The organism is Acinetobacter lwoffii (genome assembly GCF_022967985.1).
Classification (GTDB): Bacteria; Pseudomonadota; Gammaproteobacteria; order Pseudomonadales; family Moraxellaceae; genus Acinetobacter.
Genome location: NZ_JALJVC010000016.1, coordinates 44,585 through 60,837 on the forward strand (window position 1 = coordinate 44,585; position 16,253 = coordinate 60,837).

14 protein-coding genes are annotated in these 16,253 nt (G+C 43.6%); 3 read left to right on the forward strand and 11 right to left on the reverse strand.

The genetic code is table 11. The features are described 5' to 3' along the window. The first annotated feature begins 357 nt into the window (after positions 1-357). The 3 genes from MWG72_RS10530 (at position 358) to MWG72_RS10540 (ending at position 3,084) form a co-directional block, all read left to right on the forward strand. Positions 358-999, forward strand: a complete 642-nt coding sequence (locus tag MWG72_RS10530) for a hypothetical protein (protein ID WP_247144000.1) — start codon at positions 358-360, stop codon at positions 997-999. Between the two features lie 235 nt (positions 1,000-1,234). Then, positions 1,235-1,792 (forward strand): LexA family protein, encoded by a 558-nt coding sequence (locus MWG72_RS10535; RefSeq protein ID WP_044112759.1) that lies wholly within the window; start codon positions 1,235-1,237, stop codon positions 1,790-1,792. Next, positions 1,789-3,084, forward strand: a complete 1,296-nt coding sequence (locus tag MWG72_RS10540; RefSeq protein WP_247144001.1) for a Y-family DNA polymerase — start codon at positions 1,789-1,791, stop codon at positions 3,082-3,084. The genes MWG72_RS10535 and MWG72_RS10540 overlap by 4 nt, the downstream gene beginning before the upstream one ends. Before the next feature lie 61 nt (positions 3,085-3,145). Here the strand turns inward: MWG72_RS10540 and MWG72_RS10545 are convergent, their stop codons facing one another. From MWG72_RS10545 to MWG72_RS10595, 11 genes are all read right to left on the reverse strand, one after another. After that, a complete protein-coding gene (locus tag MWG72_RS10545) occupies positions 3,146-3,730 on the reverse strand; it encodes a glycoside hydrolase family 19 protein (RefSeq protein ID WP_247144002.1) in 585 nt (194 codons plus the stop codon). Then, positions 3,711-4,013 (reverse strand): hypothetical protein, encoded by a 303-nt coding sequence (locus MWG72_RS10550; protein WP_247144003.1) that lies wholly within the window; start codon positions 4,011-4,013, stop codon positions 3,711-3,713. Before MWG72_RS10550 ends, MWG72_RS10545 begins: the two co-directional genes overlap by 20 nt. After that, positions 3,994-4,320: a hypothetical protein gene (locus MWG72_RS10555; RefSeq protein ID WP_004731279.1), complete on the reverse strand. Its 327-nt coding sequence runs from the start codon at positions 4,318-4,320 to the stop codon at positions 3,994-3,996. Before MWG72_RS10555 ends, MWG72_RS10550 begins: the two co-directional genes overlap by 20 nt. Positions 4,321-4,400: 80 nt before the next feature. Then, positions 4,401-4,634: a hypothetical protein gene (locus tag MWG72_RS10560; RefSeq protein ID WP_004893916.1), complete on the reverse strand. Its 234-nt coding sequence runs from the start codon at positions 4,632-4,634 to the stop codon at positions 4,401-4,403. Next, positions 4,627-6,714 (reverse strand): hypothetical protein, encoded by a 2,088-nt coding sequence (locus MWG72_RS10565; protein ID WP_247144004.1) that lies wholly within the window; start codon positions 6,712-6,714, stop codon positions 4,627-4,629. Before MWG72_RS10565 ends, MWG72_RS10560 begins: the two co-directional genes overlap by 8 nt. Positions 6,715-6,731: 17 nt before the next feature. Beyond that, positions 6,732-7,118 carry a hypothetical protein gene (locus MWG72_RS10570; protein ID WP_243475367.1) on the reverse strand — a complete coding sequence of 129 codons (387 nt, stop codon included), beginning with the start codon at positions 7,116-7,118 and terminating at the stop codon, positions 6,732-6,734. A gap of 259 nt (positions 7,119-7,377) precedes the next feature. Further along, positions 7,378-8,583 (reverse strand): hypothetical protein, encoded by a 1,206-nt coding sequence (locus MWG72_RS10575; protein WP_247144005.1) that lies wholly within the window; start codon positions 8,581-8,583, stop codon positions 7,378-7,380. Positions 8,584-8,636: 53 nt separating this feature from the next. Further along, positions 8,637-10,250: a hypothetical protein gene (locus tag MWG72_RS10580; RefSeq protein WP_247144006.1), complete on the reverse strand. Its 1,614-nt coding sequence runs from the start codon at positions 10,248-10,250 to the stop codon at positions 8,637-8,639. Positions 10,251-10,259: 9 nt separating this feature from the next. Then, positions 10,260-12,221, reverse strand: coding sequence for a hypothetical protein (locus MWG72_RS10585; RefSeq protein WP_247144007.1), 1,962 nt, complete (start codon positions 12,219-12,221; stop codon positions 10,260-10,262). Then, on the reverse strand, positions 12,211-12,630 hold the full coding sequence (locus MWG72_RS10590) for a hypothetical protein (protein WP_247144008.1): 420 nt from the start codon (positions 12,628-12,630) through the stop codon (positions 12,211-12,213). Before MWG72_RS10590 ends, MWG72_RS10585 begins: the two co-directional genes overlap by 11 nt. Then, positions 12,627-16,232, reverse strand: coding sequence for a tape measure protein (locus MWG72_RS10595; protein WP_247144009.1), 3,606 nt, complete (start codon positions 16,230-16,232; stop codon positions 12,627-12,629). The genes MWG72_RS10590 and MWG72_RS10595 overlap by 4 nt, the downstream gene beginning before the upstream one ends. Positions 16,233-16,253: the final 21 nt, after the last annotated feature.

The window sequence follows — 16,253 nt, forward strand, 5'->3', positions numbered from 1 at the left end:
TTATTTGCAGGCTGCTGTGTTCTAATACGCTTAGTTTGAGATGAGCCTCTTACAGTATATGGGCTTGACCTATATACGACTAGCCCCTAACCATGGGGCTTTTTATTGCCTGAAAACAAATACTTATAAATAACTGGCGAAAAACTGGCGTAATCCTAAAGTTATCCACAGCTAACAACTTCTTGTTTATGCTTATTATATCACTCATCTTGAAATAAAAAGAATGGATGGAAAAATGAAAACATGGACCTACTTTTACATAGAGCACACGATTAAGAATGGAGAGGTTTTTAGGAAGGAATCTGGGTGGGGTTTAAATTTAAAGAGTAATTATGTGGTTTTGAGTGGGGTGTGGAGTTGAAAAAAATCAATCCATTGGCTTTAAGTGTTGTCGGCGGGGTGTCTATATTCGCAGCAACCTATATTTTATTTTGGGTTTTATTTTTATGTTTCGATTCACCTAATGCAGCTAGGGAGGCTATTAATGTTTTAGGTAGTTATTTTGGAGGGGTTGCGACCCTTTGGGCTGCTTTTATTGCTGCTTATTTATTTAATGATTGGAGAATCAGTCACAATAAAAACATGGATGCACAACTTTGCATGAAAGTTATAAATTCAATTTACGATTGCGATTTAACTCTTCTTAGAATTAACAGTTTTTTTGTAGATTATTTAAGTTCACCTAACAAGGTTTTTTATGCGCAGGAGTTCGATATCAACTTGGATAAGCTTAGAGGTGTTATAGATATTATGGCTTCATCCTTATCTATATTAGGCCACATAATACCAAAAAATGAATATAACCAAAAAATTTTACCAAACTTAGAAAAAGTTATTGATGATCTAGAGGAATATTATGGGGTTGTAGATAACACGTTTAGGGATCTTCATGCCCCTATGCCTGATGATTTCATTAAAAAGTATAATGAGGTGTGTGAAAATAGCAGGATGAAATATAGATCTGTAATTGAAGAGCTACGCCAGTATTATAGAGCTTAGACTACCCTCACACATATCCCCACATTCACATTCGTCGTAATTGAATGGGCTGTGCAGCTCTGCCTAAGAGTCTTTACCAAGTCAATTAGTACTGTAACCGTTCATCCGAAATATCATAATTTTGCGTCACTCTATGACGCATCTTTGAATTTAAAAGATTTATTTTATTTGTTTGATTTTTATTGAATCTTTACAATCTTGATTATTGTTACAAAAATCAAGGAGTCGTAAAGTTATGAACAGTACTCATGGGGGCTTTCGTGCTGGAGCCGGTCGAAAAAAGTCTGAAGAGACTAAAGTTATTCGAGTGCCTGAATCTAAAATTCTTGATATTAAAGAATACCTAGAATCTCTTAAAAAAGAAAATGAAATTAGTGATATCCGTCAGTTTGATCCTGTCACAAAAATAGAAATACCCTTGGCAACCGAACGCGTTCAAGCTGGATTCCCCTCGCCCGCTCAAGATTATATTGATAAAAAAATCGATCTGAATGAGTACCTCATTAATAATGCGAATGCTACTTTTATTGTTCGTGCGGATTCTCTTTCTATGCTAAATGCAGGAATTGATATTAATGACGCCTTGGTTGTAGATCGCAGTATTCAGGCTAGGCATAGAGATATTGTGATTGCCAGTATCGATAATGAATTGACAGTGAAACGGCTAATTATTGATGCGAAAGGTTGCTGGTTGAAAGCTGAGAATGAGGGTTATCCAGATATTCATCCCCAAGAAGGTCAGCAATTTGAAATCTGGGGTGTAGTCACAAATGTAATCAAGAAATTCAGATGAGCTATAACAATGAAATATACGCGCTCATTGATGTAAATAATTGCTATGTAAGCTGTGAGCGCCTATTTAATCCTAAACTTAAAGATGTGCCGGTCATTGTTCTTTCAAATAACGACGGCTGTGCAGTTGCACGTTCCCAAGAAGCAAAAGATCTTGGTATTAAGATGGGTGTTCCCCTATTCCAGATTAGGGATATTGTCGAAAAACATAATGTACAGGTACTTTCGAGTAACTATGCTTTGTATGCTGAAATGTCTCAACGTTTCCATTCAATTCTGGCTGATTACGTGGCGCCAGGTGAACAGGAAGTTTATTCGATTGATGAGTGCTTTTTAAAGCTTACTGCCTATTCTGAAAATTATGACCTGGTTGAATATGCGCAAAATATGCGACAGCGGATCTTGCAGTGGATCGGATTACCGGTTTGTGTTGGTATTGGTCGATCAAAAACCGAAGCAAAGCTTGCCAATCATATGGCTAAAAAGGCTAAACGCTTTAATGGGGTTTGTGATCTGGTTTCTATGGATCCGAAGCACCGAGATTATTTTTCGAGTTTGATTGATGTTTCCGAAGTCTGGGGAGTTGGTCGTCAGCATAGTAAAAAACTAAAAGGCTTAGGTATTAATACTGTTCTTGATTTAGCCACTTCTAATCCACATCAAATGGGAAAACTGTTTTCAGTGGTCGTGCAGAGGACTGTCATGGAACTGCAAGGGATTTCATGTATCGAACTTGAGCAGGCTGCGCCAACCAAGAAGCAAATCATTTCATCACGCTCATTTGGCGCACGGGTAACCGATATTGAATCATTATCTGAGGCAATGAGTGATTACCTGCATAACGCTGTTAAGCGGTTAAGAGAAGATGAATCTCTTTGTGGTTGTGTGATTGCTTTTGCCCAATCCAATCCTTTTGATAAGAACAGGCCTTTCTATAACAAGTCGATCAATATCGGATTTGCTGAGCCGACTGACTGTGCTGCTGTTATGAACCGGGCTGTAATGAAGCGAATGAATGAGCTGTTTCAAGAAGGAATCGAGTTTAAGAAATGTGGTGTGATATTGACCGCAATCGAGCCAAAATCGACATACATATATGACCTTCTATCTGATAGTACTCAAATAGAGAAAAATGAGAAACTTCAATCTGCCCTTGAGCAGGTTAAGGTGAGATTTGGAGATAAGAAAATAGCAATTGGCCCATGCAAAATGCATGGTCGCGCATGGGCAATGGCCAGACAAAACCTGACTCAGAACTATTTTAGTTGGGAAGGGATTCTGAGGATTAATTAATAACCAGTCACTTATTTTAATGATAAACAAAGCCCTCATGTGAGGGCATTTATCTATTTTATTAAACAAGTGCTCTTAATTTCATTAAGTGCGCTTTACGATCTGTAAGGCCATTGGTGCCACCATTGATCCGGCGCGTGATGGTCAGCACATCATCTTTATCAGCCAAGGCATTCAAGCCATTATCAGACCAAAACTTACAAGCAACCATAAGGCCGATACTTGGGATTGCCACAATTTCAGAATTGTTTTCAAAGTCGATGCCGAGCTGCTGCCCATACTTGCGATAGTTGGTACGGCCGGTCAATTGAATTGGTCCACGGCCTTTATATCGCTTGCCATCCCCTGGCTGTGTGTTGCCTAAATCCTTTCGCCCCTCATACGCTGCACCTGACGCGATTTCTTCCATATAGCGGAAGTTGCCGGACTCATGTGCCAGCTGTGCAAGAAAGTGAATAAAGCGAAGTGAGTTGTCCAGGATGCCATAGGTCCGCATGTGAACATTGGCAGCCAGACCAAGTTCTTCAGCACGCGCTTGACTGGCACCTAGTTTTTTAAATACTGCAGTCAATGTGCCACGGCCAATGATGCCGTCATCATGCACACCTACTGCTCTTTGGAGTTTTTTAATTTGAGTGGTGTTCATCATCTTTATCCGTATTAAAAAATTTAGGACGTGCACCCTCCTTCCCCCAGATATAAAGCTGTCGGGTGAAAAGCACAAATACAATACTTACCGTGGTGTAAAAAAGAGTTCCGGCTGGACTAGGTGAATAGTCATCTTTTACAAAGAGCGCCACCCCAAAAATAATTGACAGCATCAAAAGAAAATCGATGTGCTTTGGTAGTTTAATTTTTGGATGGAACACCATGATTGCAAACGAAACTATAAATAACACCAAAGCTGTTTTACTTATGATTAGCAGCATCTTCACTCTCCTTTTTGACTAAACCAAGAACTCTTGATCGAGCCAAACTCAGCAATGCTTCAGCTGTACTTTTACCAGCAGCGCCCAGAATGAAACCAAATAGCTCTGGGTAGTTACCGCTAGCAAGAAATAAACTTGCCGGTTTAGCAAAGACCACACATAAAATGAAGCCGGCAAAGAATCCTATCCAGCGATCCCGAGTAGGCTCCTTACTTAATAGAAAGCCAAAAGTTGCCCCCAGCACACCTGTAAAAAGGATGTGTGAATGGTTCTTTATGCTTTCCAATACTTGACTAAGAAAGTCCATATACATCCCCTTTAGTCATACATACCCCTATTTTTTGGCAATAAAAAAGCACCCGGTTGGGTGCGATTGGTATTTTTTACTTAAACTTCAATTTCTGAATGCTGACCAGTTGGTGCTGGCCTTAAAATCACCTGATTTGAGATAAATACTCTGGCACCCAGGTTATAAGCTGTGCCTGATGTGCAAAGCACTGGACCAGATCCACCATCGATCTGCACCCGATACTCTGGATGCTTCACTGATGTGATGGTGCCGATGTACTCAGCATGGGTCGGATTAAGCAGCTTGCGCAGTTCAAATAAAGGATTAGTCACGGCTGATACGCTCCACGGTAATGGTTTCATTCACCTTTTCATGCGAAAAGCTGCCACTCACCCCATCAATCACGCCCCACCACTGGCCATTAAATGCAATCGATTTGCCGGGTAGCATCTCGCCAATTTCCTGACTGACTGGAATATCAGAAAAGGTGTGCAACTCCTGAATGTTGGCTTTCACCAGTTCATTTTTGCCATAGCTGGCACCCGATACCACATTAAATAATGGCCCCGTGACTGTTTCTAGCGGCACATCACCCGAGGTACCACGTTGCTGTACCTTCAGGCTTTCGCCACTTCGACTATTCACTATGGTAATGGCATTAAAGTCAGCAATGTATTCATCGTTCTTCTTGATGTTCTGCTGCATCACCAGGCTTTCAGACAATAGAATGTCGTAATCATCAACGGTCAAAGAATCCCAATAGCCTTTTTGATATCGGGGCAAAATCGACAGTATATTGCCGGCTTTCTGGCTATAGATAAAGCCACCACCTGCATCAACCACCTGCTTGATTGCATCGATGGGTGCAAGTTCCGCATAACTCAGGCTTTCAGTAGGCACGATCCAGCCCAGTTCATCAATCAGCTTCCAATCCAAACTGGTACCGCTATTCGCTCGATCCAGTTCAGCCTGAACCAGTTGCACTGATGTTCTCTCGTTATCCTGAATAAACGAACGTAAAGGCCCATATTTATCAGAATTTAATGCAGTCACACTTCGACCAGGATAAGTATATAAAACACTGGCAAAACGCCGGGTTTCTTCTGGATCTTCCAATAAAATATGGTGCTCATATCCATTGATCATGACCTTAAGAATCACCGGCTGGTCATCAATCGGCTGCAGTTTTTCCTTTTCAGTATGAGCAACTGTCACAGAATAGGTCCAGCACCACTGTGATCGGCTGGCACTGTAGGTACCATCCATCACCTGGATCTTTTCGCCGGTATCCAATCGCTCGGCTGTTAATGTATTCACGATATACCACCAGTTTCTGTTCGGCAGTGCTGGAATACAGTCATCTGCACCAAAATTTAAAATAACATTGTGTGAATCAACGTCATGACAGAGACAGATAAAGTTTAAATCTGTACTACCCTGATATGGCTGAGGTTCAGGCTTTGGCCAAGGCACAACCGGATGCTTGCGATAATGAATCGCTTTGGCTTTATCCCAGGGCAAATCTGACTTGGTGACAATCTCAAGGCCTTTATCCCACTCAAATGAAAAACGGTGCTCAAAGACCTGAGCTACTTCATGCGAATAAGTAAACGTCTTGCGCCGGCGGATCATCTCCTGCCAGACTGTTTCTCGGTTATGACGCAGCTTGACGGTTTCTTCATGCACATATCGCTGATGAATAAAGCGTTTATCACCCTCTTCCCAAATCACATATGCATCTGAACTTAAACCGGTTGCTTGCTCATGTATCGATCTAACCGCGCGATTCAATGACCCTGCTTGCTCATATTGAATATTTTTCTGATTGGAAATCACCAAACCCTGGTCATAAAAAAGAGCCTCATTTGAGACTCTTAATATAGGCTTGGCCCATGGTATTTCTGTGGTGCTCAAGGCTGCGATGGCTTTCTTATATCGCATATCAAAGCCATAAGACACGCCCACCAGATGATTGATATCGAATAGTGCTTTAACTTCGAATGAAAACCCAGTATCTAAAACCGTATCAATCGTGCACAGGTTTTCACTAAATACCGCTTCGATTTCAAAACTAAAGCTCTTATCTAAAACTGTATCAATGTGCCCAATGACATCGGTGTTCTCTTTAAAGACTGCGACAACATCAAAGCTGAACTCAATATCAATTACCGTGTCTATAACTGCAGTGTTTGCACCACTATCTGCATAGACTGCTGTGACTTCAAGTGAAAACTCAGTATCAAGTACTGTATCGATTACAGCAGAAACATCATCACCGAAATTGAGATTGGTCGATCCGTCGGCTAGATGCTCAAAATTCAGAATGATGTTATGGCTATCAGTATTATCAGGCTTAAAGTTTAGGTTTAGGTTATGCGCATCAACGGTGCCGAGCTTATTTTTAAAATCCACATGAGCACCCTTTTAAATTAAGGTCTGAGTTTTATTGATTGGATAGACAAGGTACCACCCACAACCAGATTGGTATTCGCTAAAGATATATCTGTGCCAACAGTAAGATCGGCAGCGACCCCGCCAGCACCGTTGTAGATTCGCGCCCAAGTTGCGGTACCAGTTTTAATAACCGTTGCTGTGTCGGTTGGATGAAGCTCTACATAACTGGCTGTGACTTCTTTAATACATGGCTCTGGAAAATTCAGTGTTACCAAAGCATTATTCGAATCTGCTGCAACCGCAGGGCTGGCAGGCTGCACACCCTCATAAAAAATAACGGTAGCACTTTGGCTACCGCTATCCATAAAATTTGCAAAGGCTTGAATCATGGCAAGCTGAGCATTGACTGATGTTTTACTCATTTTGGCACCACGTTGTCTTGAATGACTGCGTTAAATTTTCGGTTTGGATCTTTTGAGATTATGGTATAAGCCATATCCCGAGGTACATATAGCTTATAGTGTCCATTTGGATCACTTCTTGTTCCTGCAAGCAGCCTCCCTGAGTTTCTGGAAAATACATATACTAGCCGAGAAACTGGCACCCCTAGCTCAAAAATTTGCCCCGCAATCACATGCTGCTGGCTTGTTGATTCCTTATGCACTCCAACCTTTAATAACACTACTCATTCTCCAATGTTAATGCATACTGTAAGGTTGCATATTGATCGGATATGTATCGGAAAACAGTTTTACCAGCATCTTGAAGATATGTAATTTTGCTTGTGGTTGAAACATGATTTTTTACAAATGGAACTACACCACGCGGATTGTTGTTGTTATCAAATACAACAGCATCAACAAGAATACTGTCACTTTGTGACGCGGCCGCGATTGTTATGTTTTTTGTGAGTGGCTCAGGGATATTTAATCCGTCCTTATTAAAGAAAATATTGGCACTCACTTGTGTTGATGCATGACCATCCGAAATCGATTTTAAATAAGCACCTTGAGAATTGGCTTGGTAATACCATGTTTCCGTTCTCGGTGTGATTATTCCGGCTGCAAATAGTGCTATATTTTTGGCATTAAGATGTGAATCATGAAACTCTGCAACGCCTGATAGTGCATAACCAGTTGAGCCACCAACCAAGCAATCAATAAAGAATGTTTCATCATTACCAACCATATTGAATGCCGCATTCGTGTTTGGCGGGGCTACAGAATCCTGCACACTTGCGTTCGTATTTTGAACTCTGTAGTACCATTTTGCCCAACCATGCATGCCACCACTGAATGTCCAGTTTCGCTGTGGATTTGCCTCAGAATACGGCATCTGAATACCTGTAATCGTATCAATATCAGACATGCTGGATACAATGCCCACTTTTGCAAATTTTGCCCCCGACGCATTGGCACCAGAGGAGCAAAAATCATGCACAAGTAAAATTAAGCCAAGTGATTCAGTGTTTGTAGAGCGATATGCGCGTTTTGGAGTTGTTGATTCTGCCGGGGTCTGATGCACAATTTCAAAATCCAGTGGTGCAGTAAAACAAGTTGCTGTGCCTAAAATTGCACTCGCATGTGTGGCGGTGCACTCAACTGTGATTGATGTGCTATCTGCGCTTAAAACCTTATAATCACCATCCCATCCGTTTGTAGATCCAGCAATGCGCACCACCTGACGATCAATAAAACCATGGCTGCTACCCAGATTAATTGTTGCTGTGATGGATTCTGCGTTTGCTTTCGTTAATCCCAGTATAGGTACATGGTTAAAGCCATTCACCAATACCGCATCAAGCAGCCTGATCATGGAACCCCACGTATTGCCCAGTTGCGGGATACCTTGCATAGAGTTTTGATAATGCTTTACTAAACCTGCCATCTTTTTTTACTCATAAAAAAGACCGCTTAAAGCGGCCATATTTGATTTAACTTTTAAACCATGCGGTCAATATCACCACGCAGCATGATTTGGAACTGGTCTGACAATACTGCCGGCTCAGACTGTTTCACTGTGCGAATCACCCAGACTGGAAAGTTTGCGGCAATCGTATTGAAGCGCAAGACATTACCATTAGCCCAACCACTACCCCAACCTTCTTTTTTAATGGTGAAGTACGGCACACCAGTGACGGGATTGATTGGTGCATAGTCTGCATTGGTGGTACCGGTACCAATCTGGCCAGAGTATTCACCAATGCAGCGAAATGATTGTGCGTCAGTAAAGATCAATGCCCAGCGCTCTTGAATCGCTCCTTTATTAGTCACCTGAAGTGGATAGAGCGAGTCATTATAGTTCGCTAAAATGCTTGAGCTTGGTTCGTCAGCCCAGGCATTGCTCCATGATCCTTGTACGAACTTACGCGTGTAACGTGCCTGCATATCACCAATCACCAGCGCCGATCCAACAATGGTATCCACCGCATCATAGTTATGCGTTAAAGGCTTGGTGAAGGTCAACTGACCATTGATTTGTACATCCCGGATCAATCCCATGTCTTGGTAACGATATTTCACTGTCAGCGGTGCAACCAGGTTACCCAGTACAAAATCACCACCCAACGTCACACGGCCATAATCATAATCAACTGTGTATAAATCGAAAGCTACTTTCGTTCCGTTAGCATCTTCAAGTTCAGCCCATGAAATACGCTGATCGTTCAGGTCATATGTGGTCCCTGCAATTGCATTTGGTAACTCTTGCGCCTTGCTTGAGCTGACAATTCCGATGCCGCCAATCCGGAAGATCGGCACCCGGCCATCAATCGGCAAACGAGTTGCTGATAGGCCTAAAATTTCAGAATCCAGTGGAATATAGGTATAAGCGACTGCGTTATAGCGTACGGATGAAGCATCGACCCAGACTGGGACATTGATATAAGTATCTGCCCCCTCCTGATATTCCAGCAGTGGATCATACCAGTCATTCGCTTCGATCTCTGTCCGGTTGGCTTCAGTGATCTTGGTTTTAGTGTAGAAGTAAATCGTCACAAAGCCATTATCCCAGTTCACCTGACCATGCGCCCGACTGGTCTCAATTATCCCATTTTCATCAGCGGTTAGTGTGAGCTGACCAAATTCAATGGTACCCACCACCACGGTTAAAGACTGTGGTCGGATTGGCATGATCGGCGATCTAAAGCTAATCTTATTGACTGGCAACAAGTCAGTTGTAGTGGTCAAGGATTCCAGAGTAATTGTGTTATCTGCATTCGGTGTCCATGAGTCGATTTCAACGATACCGGTACCATACTGGATCACACCAGACTGAATCCCGCTGTTATTCGCCGGATTTACATTGCGATACAGCAAGCCAGTGCGATCTAGATAAGTGTCCGCACCAACTTTGAATCGGGCTGAGCCTGTCAAAATCTGCTCATCAAAGCCAGAGGATAGATTCAGCTTTAACTTGTTGGCCGTCACGGTGTGGGTTGCTGAATTGGAGCCGGATGTATCACGGTATTTAACTTGAACATCAATAGTATTAAGGGCTTTTAGTTCAACCTGCTGACCCTGAATGTCTGATGTTTGTGGAGAATAAAAAGACATATTTCCTCGCTAGGCAGCCGAATAGATAGCCATAGGTGTAAAGGTTTGCACAAATCTGCTTGCTGTACTTTTTGGTGTGACTTCAACTGCGCCAGTAGCATAGAGAATGGTGCCTTGCACTTGACCACGGCTATTCACTAAATTCCCCATGGTGGCATTCACTGGCACATCTGTCAGGGTTACAGACCCTGTAATACCCTCATTGCTTTGAAGTGGAATTTTTAACTCAACACTATTTGGCTGAATTGCTGGTCCGGTACCAATGGTAAAGGTCAGCTTTTGATTAGCAGGGGTAATATCTAGTTTGGATTGATTAATTGACGACCCGTAGTTATAGATCACGGAGAAAGCTGTGCCTTTTTGGGGTAGCTTGCTTGGGATGATCTTTCCAACTCCGGTGGCATAGTTGATTTCACCTGTCGCATCACCAGTAAACTTGCCTTGAGCATTTGATGTGGCAGTTTTGGCAACACCTTCAAGCATCCAGTTAATCGTAATACCCGGCAATACACCTGGTCGACCTAAGTCAAACTCAAATGCTGCTTTTTCCACACTTAAATTAGATCGCACGAAAGTGACAATTGGTGTGCCCCAGTTCAGCAAAATCGGCGTATCTACATCAGGCAGTGCACCAGTGGTTAATAGCCACGAGCCTGTTTCATAGTTGATCATGCCTGAACCAAAAGACGAACTTGAAGCTTTTAATTGGCCTGATCCATCATCTTTAAGTTCATAGAACTTGCCCTGTGACATGTAGGAAATTGATAAAGCTCCCGGTGCAGGGATTGGAATCAATACTCCGGTCCAACTGGTACTCTGGTTATTCTGGGTCACCGGAATGGCGTAGCTTTGGTAATACTGATTCGGTGCAGCGGCGGGCTTGAATGCAATATTCAGACTCATGGTTCCAGCCGGTGCTGCTGCAGTCCATTGGATTAAGCCACGTTGATAATCAATCGTACCGACTTGCGTGCCTTGAGTATTCTTTAACAACCCACCTTGGTCATTAATTTGCTGGCCTTGCAAGCTAAAAGACAGACTTGATGGAATTACCGCAGAGCCAATGTAAAGGTTCTGGCTGACACCAATCACCATATTCGGGTAATTGACTGTAATAGTGCTTTCATTACCTGCGACCAGTACCACACTTTCACCCGCTGCATTCACATCAATAATTGGCGTTTCAGTCTGAGCAGATGGAATTAACTGAGCAAAGATACTTTGGGCATTGACTGTGAACTCACCTACATTCGCATCAGATGCTAATGCAGTGGATGAGTAGTACAGACCGGTATCAGCAACAATCGTATCCCGGATAATGGTTTTTGATTTCTCACCGTTGTACCACTGACGTGATGAAAGCCCTACAAAATCTATTTCCAATGCATCATTGAGTGAGTAAGTGGCAATCTTGTATTCAACATTTTTACCATCGATGACCATGATTGCAGTACGGGTCTCAACCTTGGTAATACGCACATACTGCTCACGTTCTAAGGCCTTACCCTCATCACTGATCAGCACAATGGTATCCCCCACAGAGGACTCAGTTTCTTGCGGAAACATGGCCACTTGCAGTGATGACATGCCCTGCCAATGCGTGTCCAGTGGTATACCGGCAATCTGACCACCTTTGGCCAAGTAGTTTTCTACCCGGTTTTGAGCAGACTGACGTTCATCCGTCCAGCTTTTGGTGCTGAACAATAATGCTGATACGTTTGGATCCTTTGGCAGCTCAGATATAAAGACTGTTGCTCCCATGAGTAAATCAGTGTCTTCAGTCGTAACCGCTGGAAAGACCTTGCGCTTTGATACATCACCCATGGTTCGATCCATCTCGGACACATCATTGAATAGGTTGTTGCTGATGCCATCTTGCACCACAACACCGGAATACTTACCACCGCCATCCGAGTTATCCGTCAAGCGTTCAGACTTGTAGATTACTAAATCCTTGGTTTCAATCGCCATCGTCTAACTCCGTAAAGCGCAAGGTCACATTAAAATAATCATCCAGCGAAACGGCCGGAATTCCTTTCACCGGTGCAGCCTCTAAAGCCCCATCCTGGTGGTTAAATTTGACAGTGAATTCACGGCTATCATGTGGTTGCTCAAACTGCAGTTTGAAATTCTCACCCTGCAGCTTGGACCACTCCAAAACAGTCCGCAGTTCGCGCAGCTTGATCCAGCCCATCTGTGGATCAGCCGGTTGCAAGGTGATTGGCCGACCAGACTTCTTTTTGCCTTCCTGAATGATCAGGGAGCCATCCATGGTATAGCCTTGATTCTGCTCAATGGCCTTCCAGGAGAATTCATCAGGCCATAAAAAACCGTCCTCTAATGGGACGGTTTCGGATGTGCTTAAGCGGATTAATTTCATGTAGATCTCGCCTGTATTTTTAATTGATTCACAAGCTCATTCATTAAAGACTCCTGACCTGCTGGTCCACTAAATTGCATCTGCTTACCATTGAAATCAAAGTTATAAGTAACTTCTTTGGTAGGCTGACTAGTATCTCTGACAGATGGCACCGAAGGAATAGACGGCGCATAGTCATTCAGGCCACTCGATCCAGTTGAAGACATATTGATACTACGAAGTAATTCGTTGATCTTGTTGGTACCGTGCTGAGTGGTCAGACCATTCGCTGCCGCCCGATCAAATTCAGCATTGATTAATGCTTTCATGGCTGGATTGCCATCCTTACCAAGCCCTTGAGCTTTAGCATCACGATCTGCTTCCAAAGCCTTAGACCAGATGGTGCCGGCAAGCTTTTGTGCTTCCTTATCGCTGTAGCCTTTGCTCTTGAGTTGAGATAAGACATCGTCCTTGGTATAGGAGTCATATCCATAAATTCCCTTGCTCAATGCTTCGCCTTGACGTTTCATCTCTTTATTGAAATCACCTTTGGCTTTATTGACTGCATCAGCCCAAGCCTCAGTGGAAGTTTTGGCCTCCTCTCTTGCGATTTGACCAGCATGACGATACCCATCACCAATACCGCGTGCAGAATCTCTGACGCGGTGATTAGATTTTTCCCACTCATCCATGGATTTGACGGCAGCAACGCCTGTGTCATCAATTTGAATTTCAAGATTACGCCCAGCATTTGCAGCATTGGTTGCAGCAATAACGCCAGCATCACCAGATGCAGCGGCAGACTGAGCGGCTTTTTCGTAAGCTTTCTGGATACCTTCAGCTGTAGCCTTGCCGCTATCCCGGATTGTGATGTAATCCATCAAAGCTTGTTGAGCGGAAAGCTTGAGCTGCTCTTTGGTCTGAATATCTAGACGCTTGAAAGCTTCGGTTACCGGGTCAATATCATCCGGTAGTCCTTGAGCCTGCAACTTGATAGCAATGAGGCCTTGCTCTACCTGACTTGTTGAAACTTTGCCCTGGTCCCCGAACTCCTGAAGTTTTGCTTTGGCCATATCAATTTCAGCTTGGCTTTTCGCTGTTTCCAGCCATTTTAACCATGCTTCATAGGTGACATCACCGGCCTGTTTACCATTGACACCAAGCTCTTTCAGGTCCACACCTAGCTTATCTATATCCTCGCTAGATTTAGTAAACTGTTCAGATACCTTGTTAAGCGCTTTATCTAGATCTACCCCAAATTTTTGGGCCAGCTCAGAAGCTCTTGTGTACGCCGTGGCAGAGCCGTCAGCCGTTTTCTGGTTAAGTGCCAGTAACTCCGTCTGTCTCTGATTTCGATTAGTTTGTAGCTCTTGCTCCTTGGTGTTGATCTGGTTGATCTTGTCTTGAACCTGTTTAAGCTCGTTCAGGTCACCAGAAGCCTTGGCTTGTTGGATCTGCTTTTCTAGAGCTGCGCGCTCAATAGCGGCTTGCTTCTGAAATGCCAGATATTCTTCATCCGCTATTCTGAGGTTTTCCGTAGCCACTTTAATGGCTTCAGTTTTCTGCTGTGCCTCTGTCAGTTTCTGCCCCGCAGCATCCATAGCAGCAACTGTGACCTTCCCTGCCTCATCCATTGCTACGGCGTAGCCCTTGGCCGCTAGTTCGGACTTGAGCTGTTCTGATAGCACGCCTTCATTGGCTGCTATGGCTGCATTGGCATAATCCTGTGCTGCCTTAATCCGATTCTGTGCACTAGATGCCTCGTCTGCATCGATCTTCTCCAGAGTAGCTTTGGCGCTATCAGCCTTTTCCTGATTTTTCTGCTGCTCAGTTTTGGACATCTCCTCTAGGCGTTCAACGTATTTGGACTTAAACCCCATAGCCTCTTTGTCTGCTTCAGCATAATACTGCTTAGCCTTGTCTTTCATCAGATCAGCATTGGCAGCAAATTGCTTGCTCACATCACCCCATGTGATTGCTGCCATAACACTATTGGCTGCTGAGGCCAAAGTGTAGAACGCGCCTGTAATCAGATTAAGTCCAATCTTAATGCCTGCTATGCCATCTTCAACCATGCCAAAAACAAGTGATAATCCTTGCAAAACCCTTGTTAAGAAACTTACTTGCTCTCCAGCAGATGTGGCATCACCAACAAATGAGCCAAGCAGGGATGCAAAGGTTGTGAATGCTGCCCCTAATACATCATCTATAGTTTTTCCTAGTTCCCAAGCTCCAGATATAATGCTCTTGAATAGCTCATAAGTTGAACTCAAAGCGTCTTTTAATGCCTGAGTTTCTGACTCTAGCCCTGCATATCGTTCTGTTATGGCCTCTACAGCACCTATAGCATCTTCAAACAAGGTGGTGAGCCAGCTCATATCCCCACCCAATGTAAGCATGGCCTCTGATAGCCGAGCTGAGATCTGATGTTTTTCATTTAGCTTAGCAATAACGTCTGTTAAGTTGTTCCTAAGTGCTACTGCTGCATCGGCTGTAGAATTCTCCATTGAGTTGGCCAACTCTTCATTGCGATCTCTTGACTCAATAAGCGCCGTAGTGAGTTCTTTAATTGAGACTTTACCACTTGCTCCTAGCTGGCGAATTTCTTCTTCGGTGCGCCCAGTACTTTCAGCCATGTCTTTTACGACATTATCTGCACCCGTAATAATTGACATCCATGCATCTGCATCCACTGCACCCTTAGCCATGGATTTTGCTAAAGCATCCTGTGCTGATGATGCCTGGTCTGCCCTAGTGGCATTATGCGTAAAAGATAGTGATAGACTCTCTGTAACCGCTAGAATTTGCTCTGTGGTGTAGCCCAGCGACTTCATCGTACCAGCTGTCGCTAGATACACCTCCTGAGCCTCTTGGAGTGGCCGGAAGGTCTTATTGGCCAGATCTAACAACCTAGCTTGCACCATGGTGTATTCTTCTGTGCTATTAGTAGCGTTCTTGATACGCTCGCCCATCTGCTGTGTAGCATCGGCTGTCTGTAATAGCTCTTTAACAGTAAGACCAAGACCCAGGCCTGCTAATCCTGCTGCCAGTGTCCCTACTGCTGCCTTGGCGGTATTAAACCCTTGTTTGGCCTTATCAGCTGCACTACTGGTTTCCTTGAGTTCTGTATTGGCTTTATTTACAGCGGTGTCAAACTCATTGAATGCTACCTCAGCTTGCTCTACCTCCTGCTCCAGCTGGTCTACCTTTTGCTTAGCTGCTTCAATATCGTGTGGTGAAGCATTGGTTTTGGAAAATTCTTGGAGTGATTGCTTTGCTCCAACCAGATCAGCTTTTAGTTGCTCAAGTGCTTTCTCAGCCTTACTACCAAAGTCCTTGAAGTTATCAGCTGTTTCTTTAGCTCCATCCCCTGCACCTTTGATTGCTTCCGTTGCACCGTTTAGTGTGGCTTTCAGCTTATCAGCTAATTCCAAGGATTCTTTCGGCACAATTTTAGAAACAGCATCCGATGTCTTTTTAGCCTCACCCTCAAAGCTGGCTGTCCCCTGTTTAATTGCCTGCTGTAAATCACTAAAAGCCTTCTCTGCACTTTTAGCATTCTGTACTAATCCCTTGGAATCTCCATCCAGGATCAATTTGAAGGTTAAGTTTTTACCGGACATATAAACCTCTGAACTTTGCGC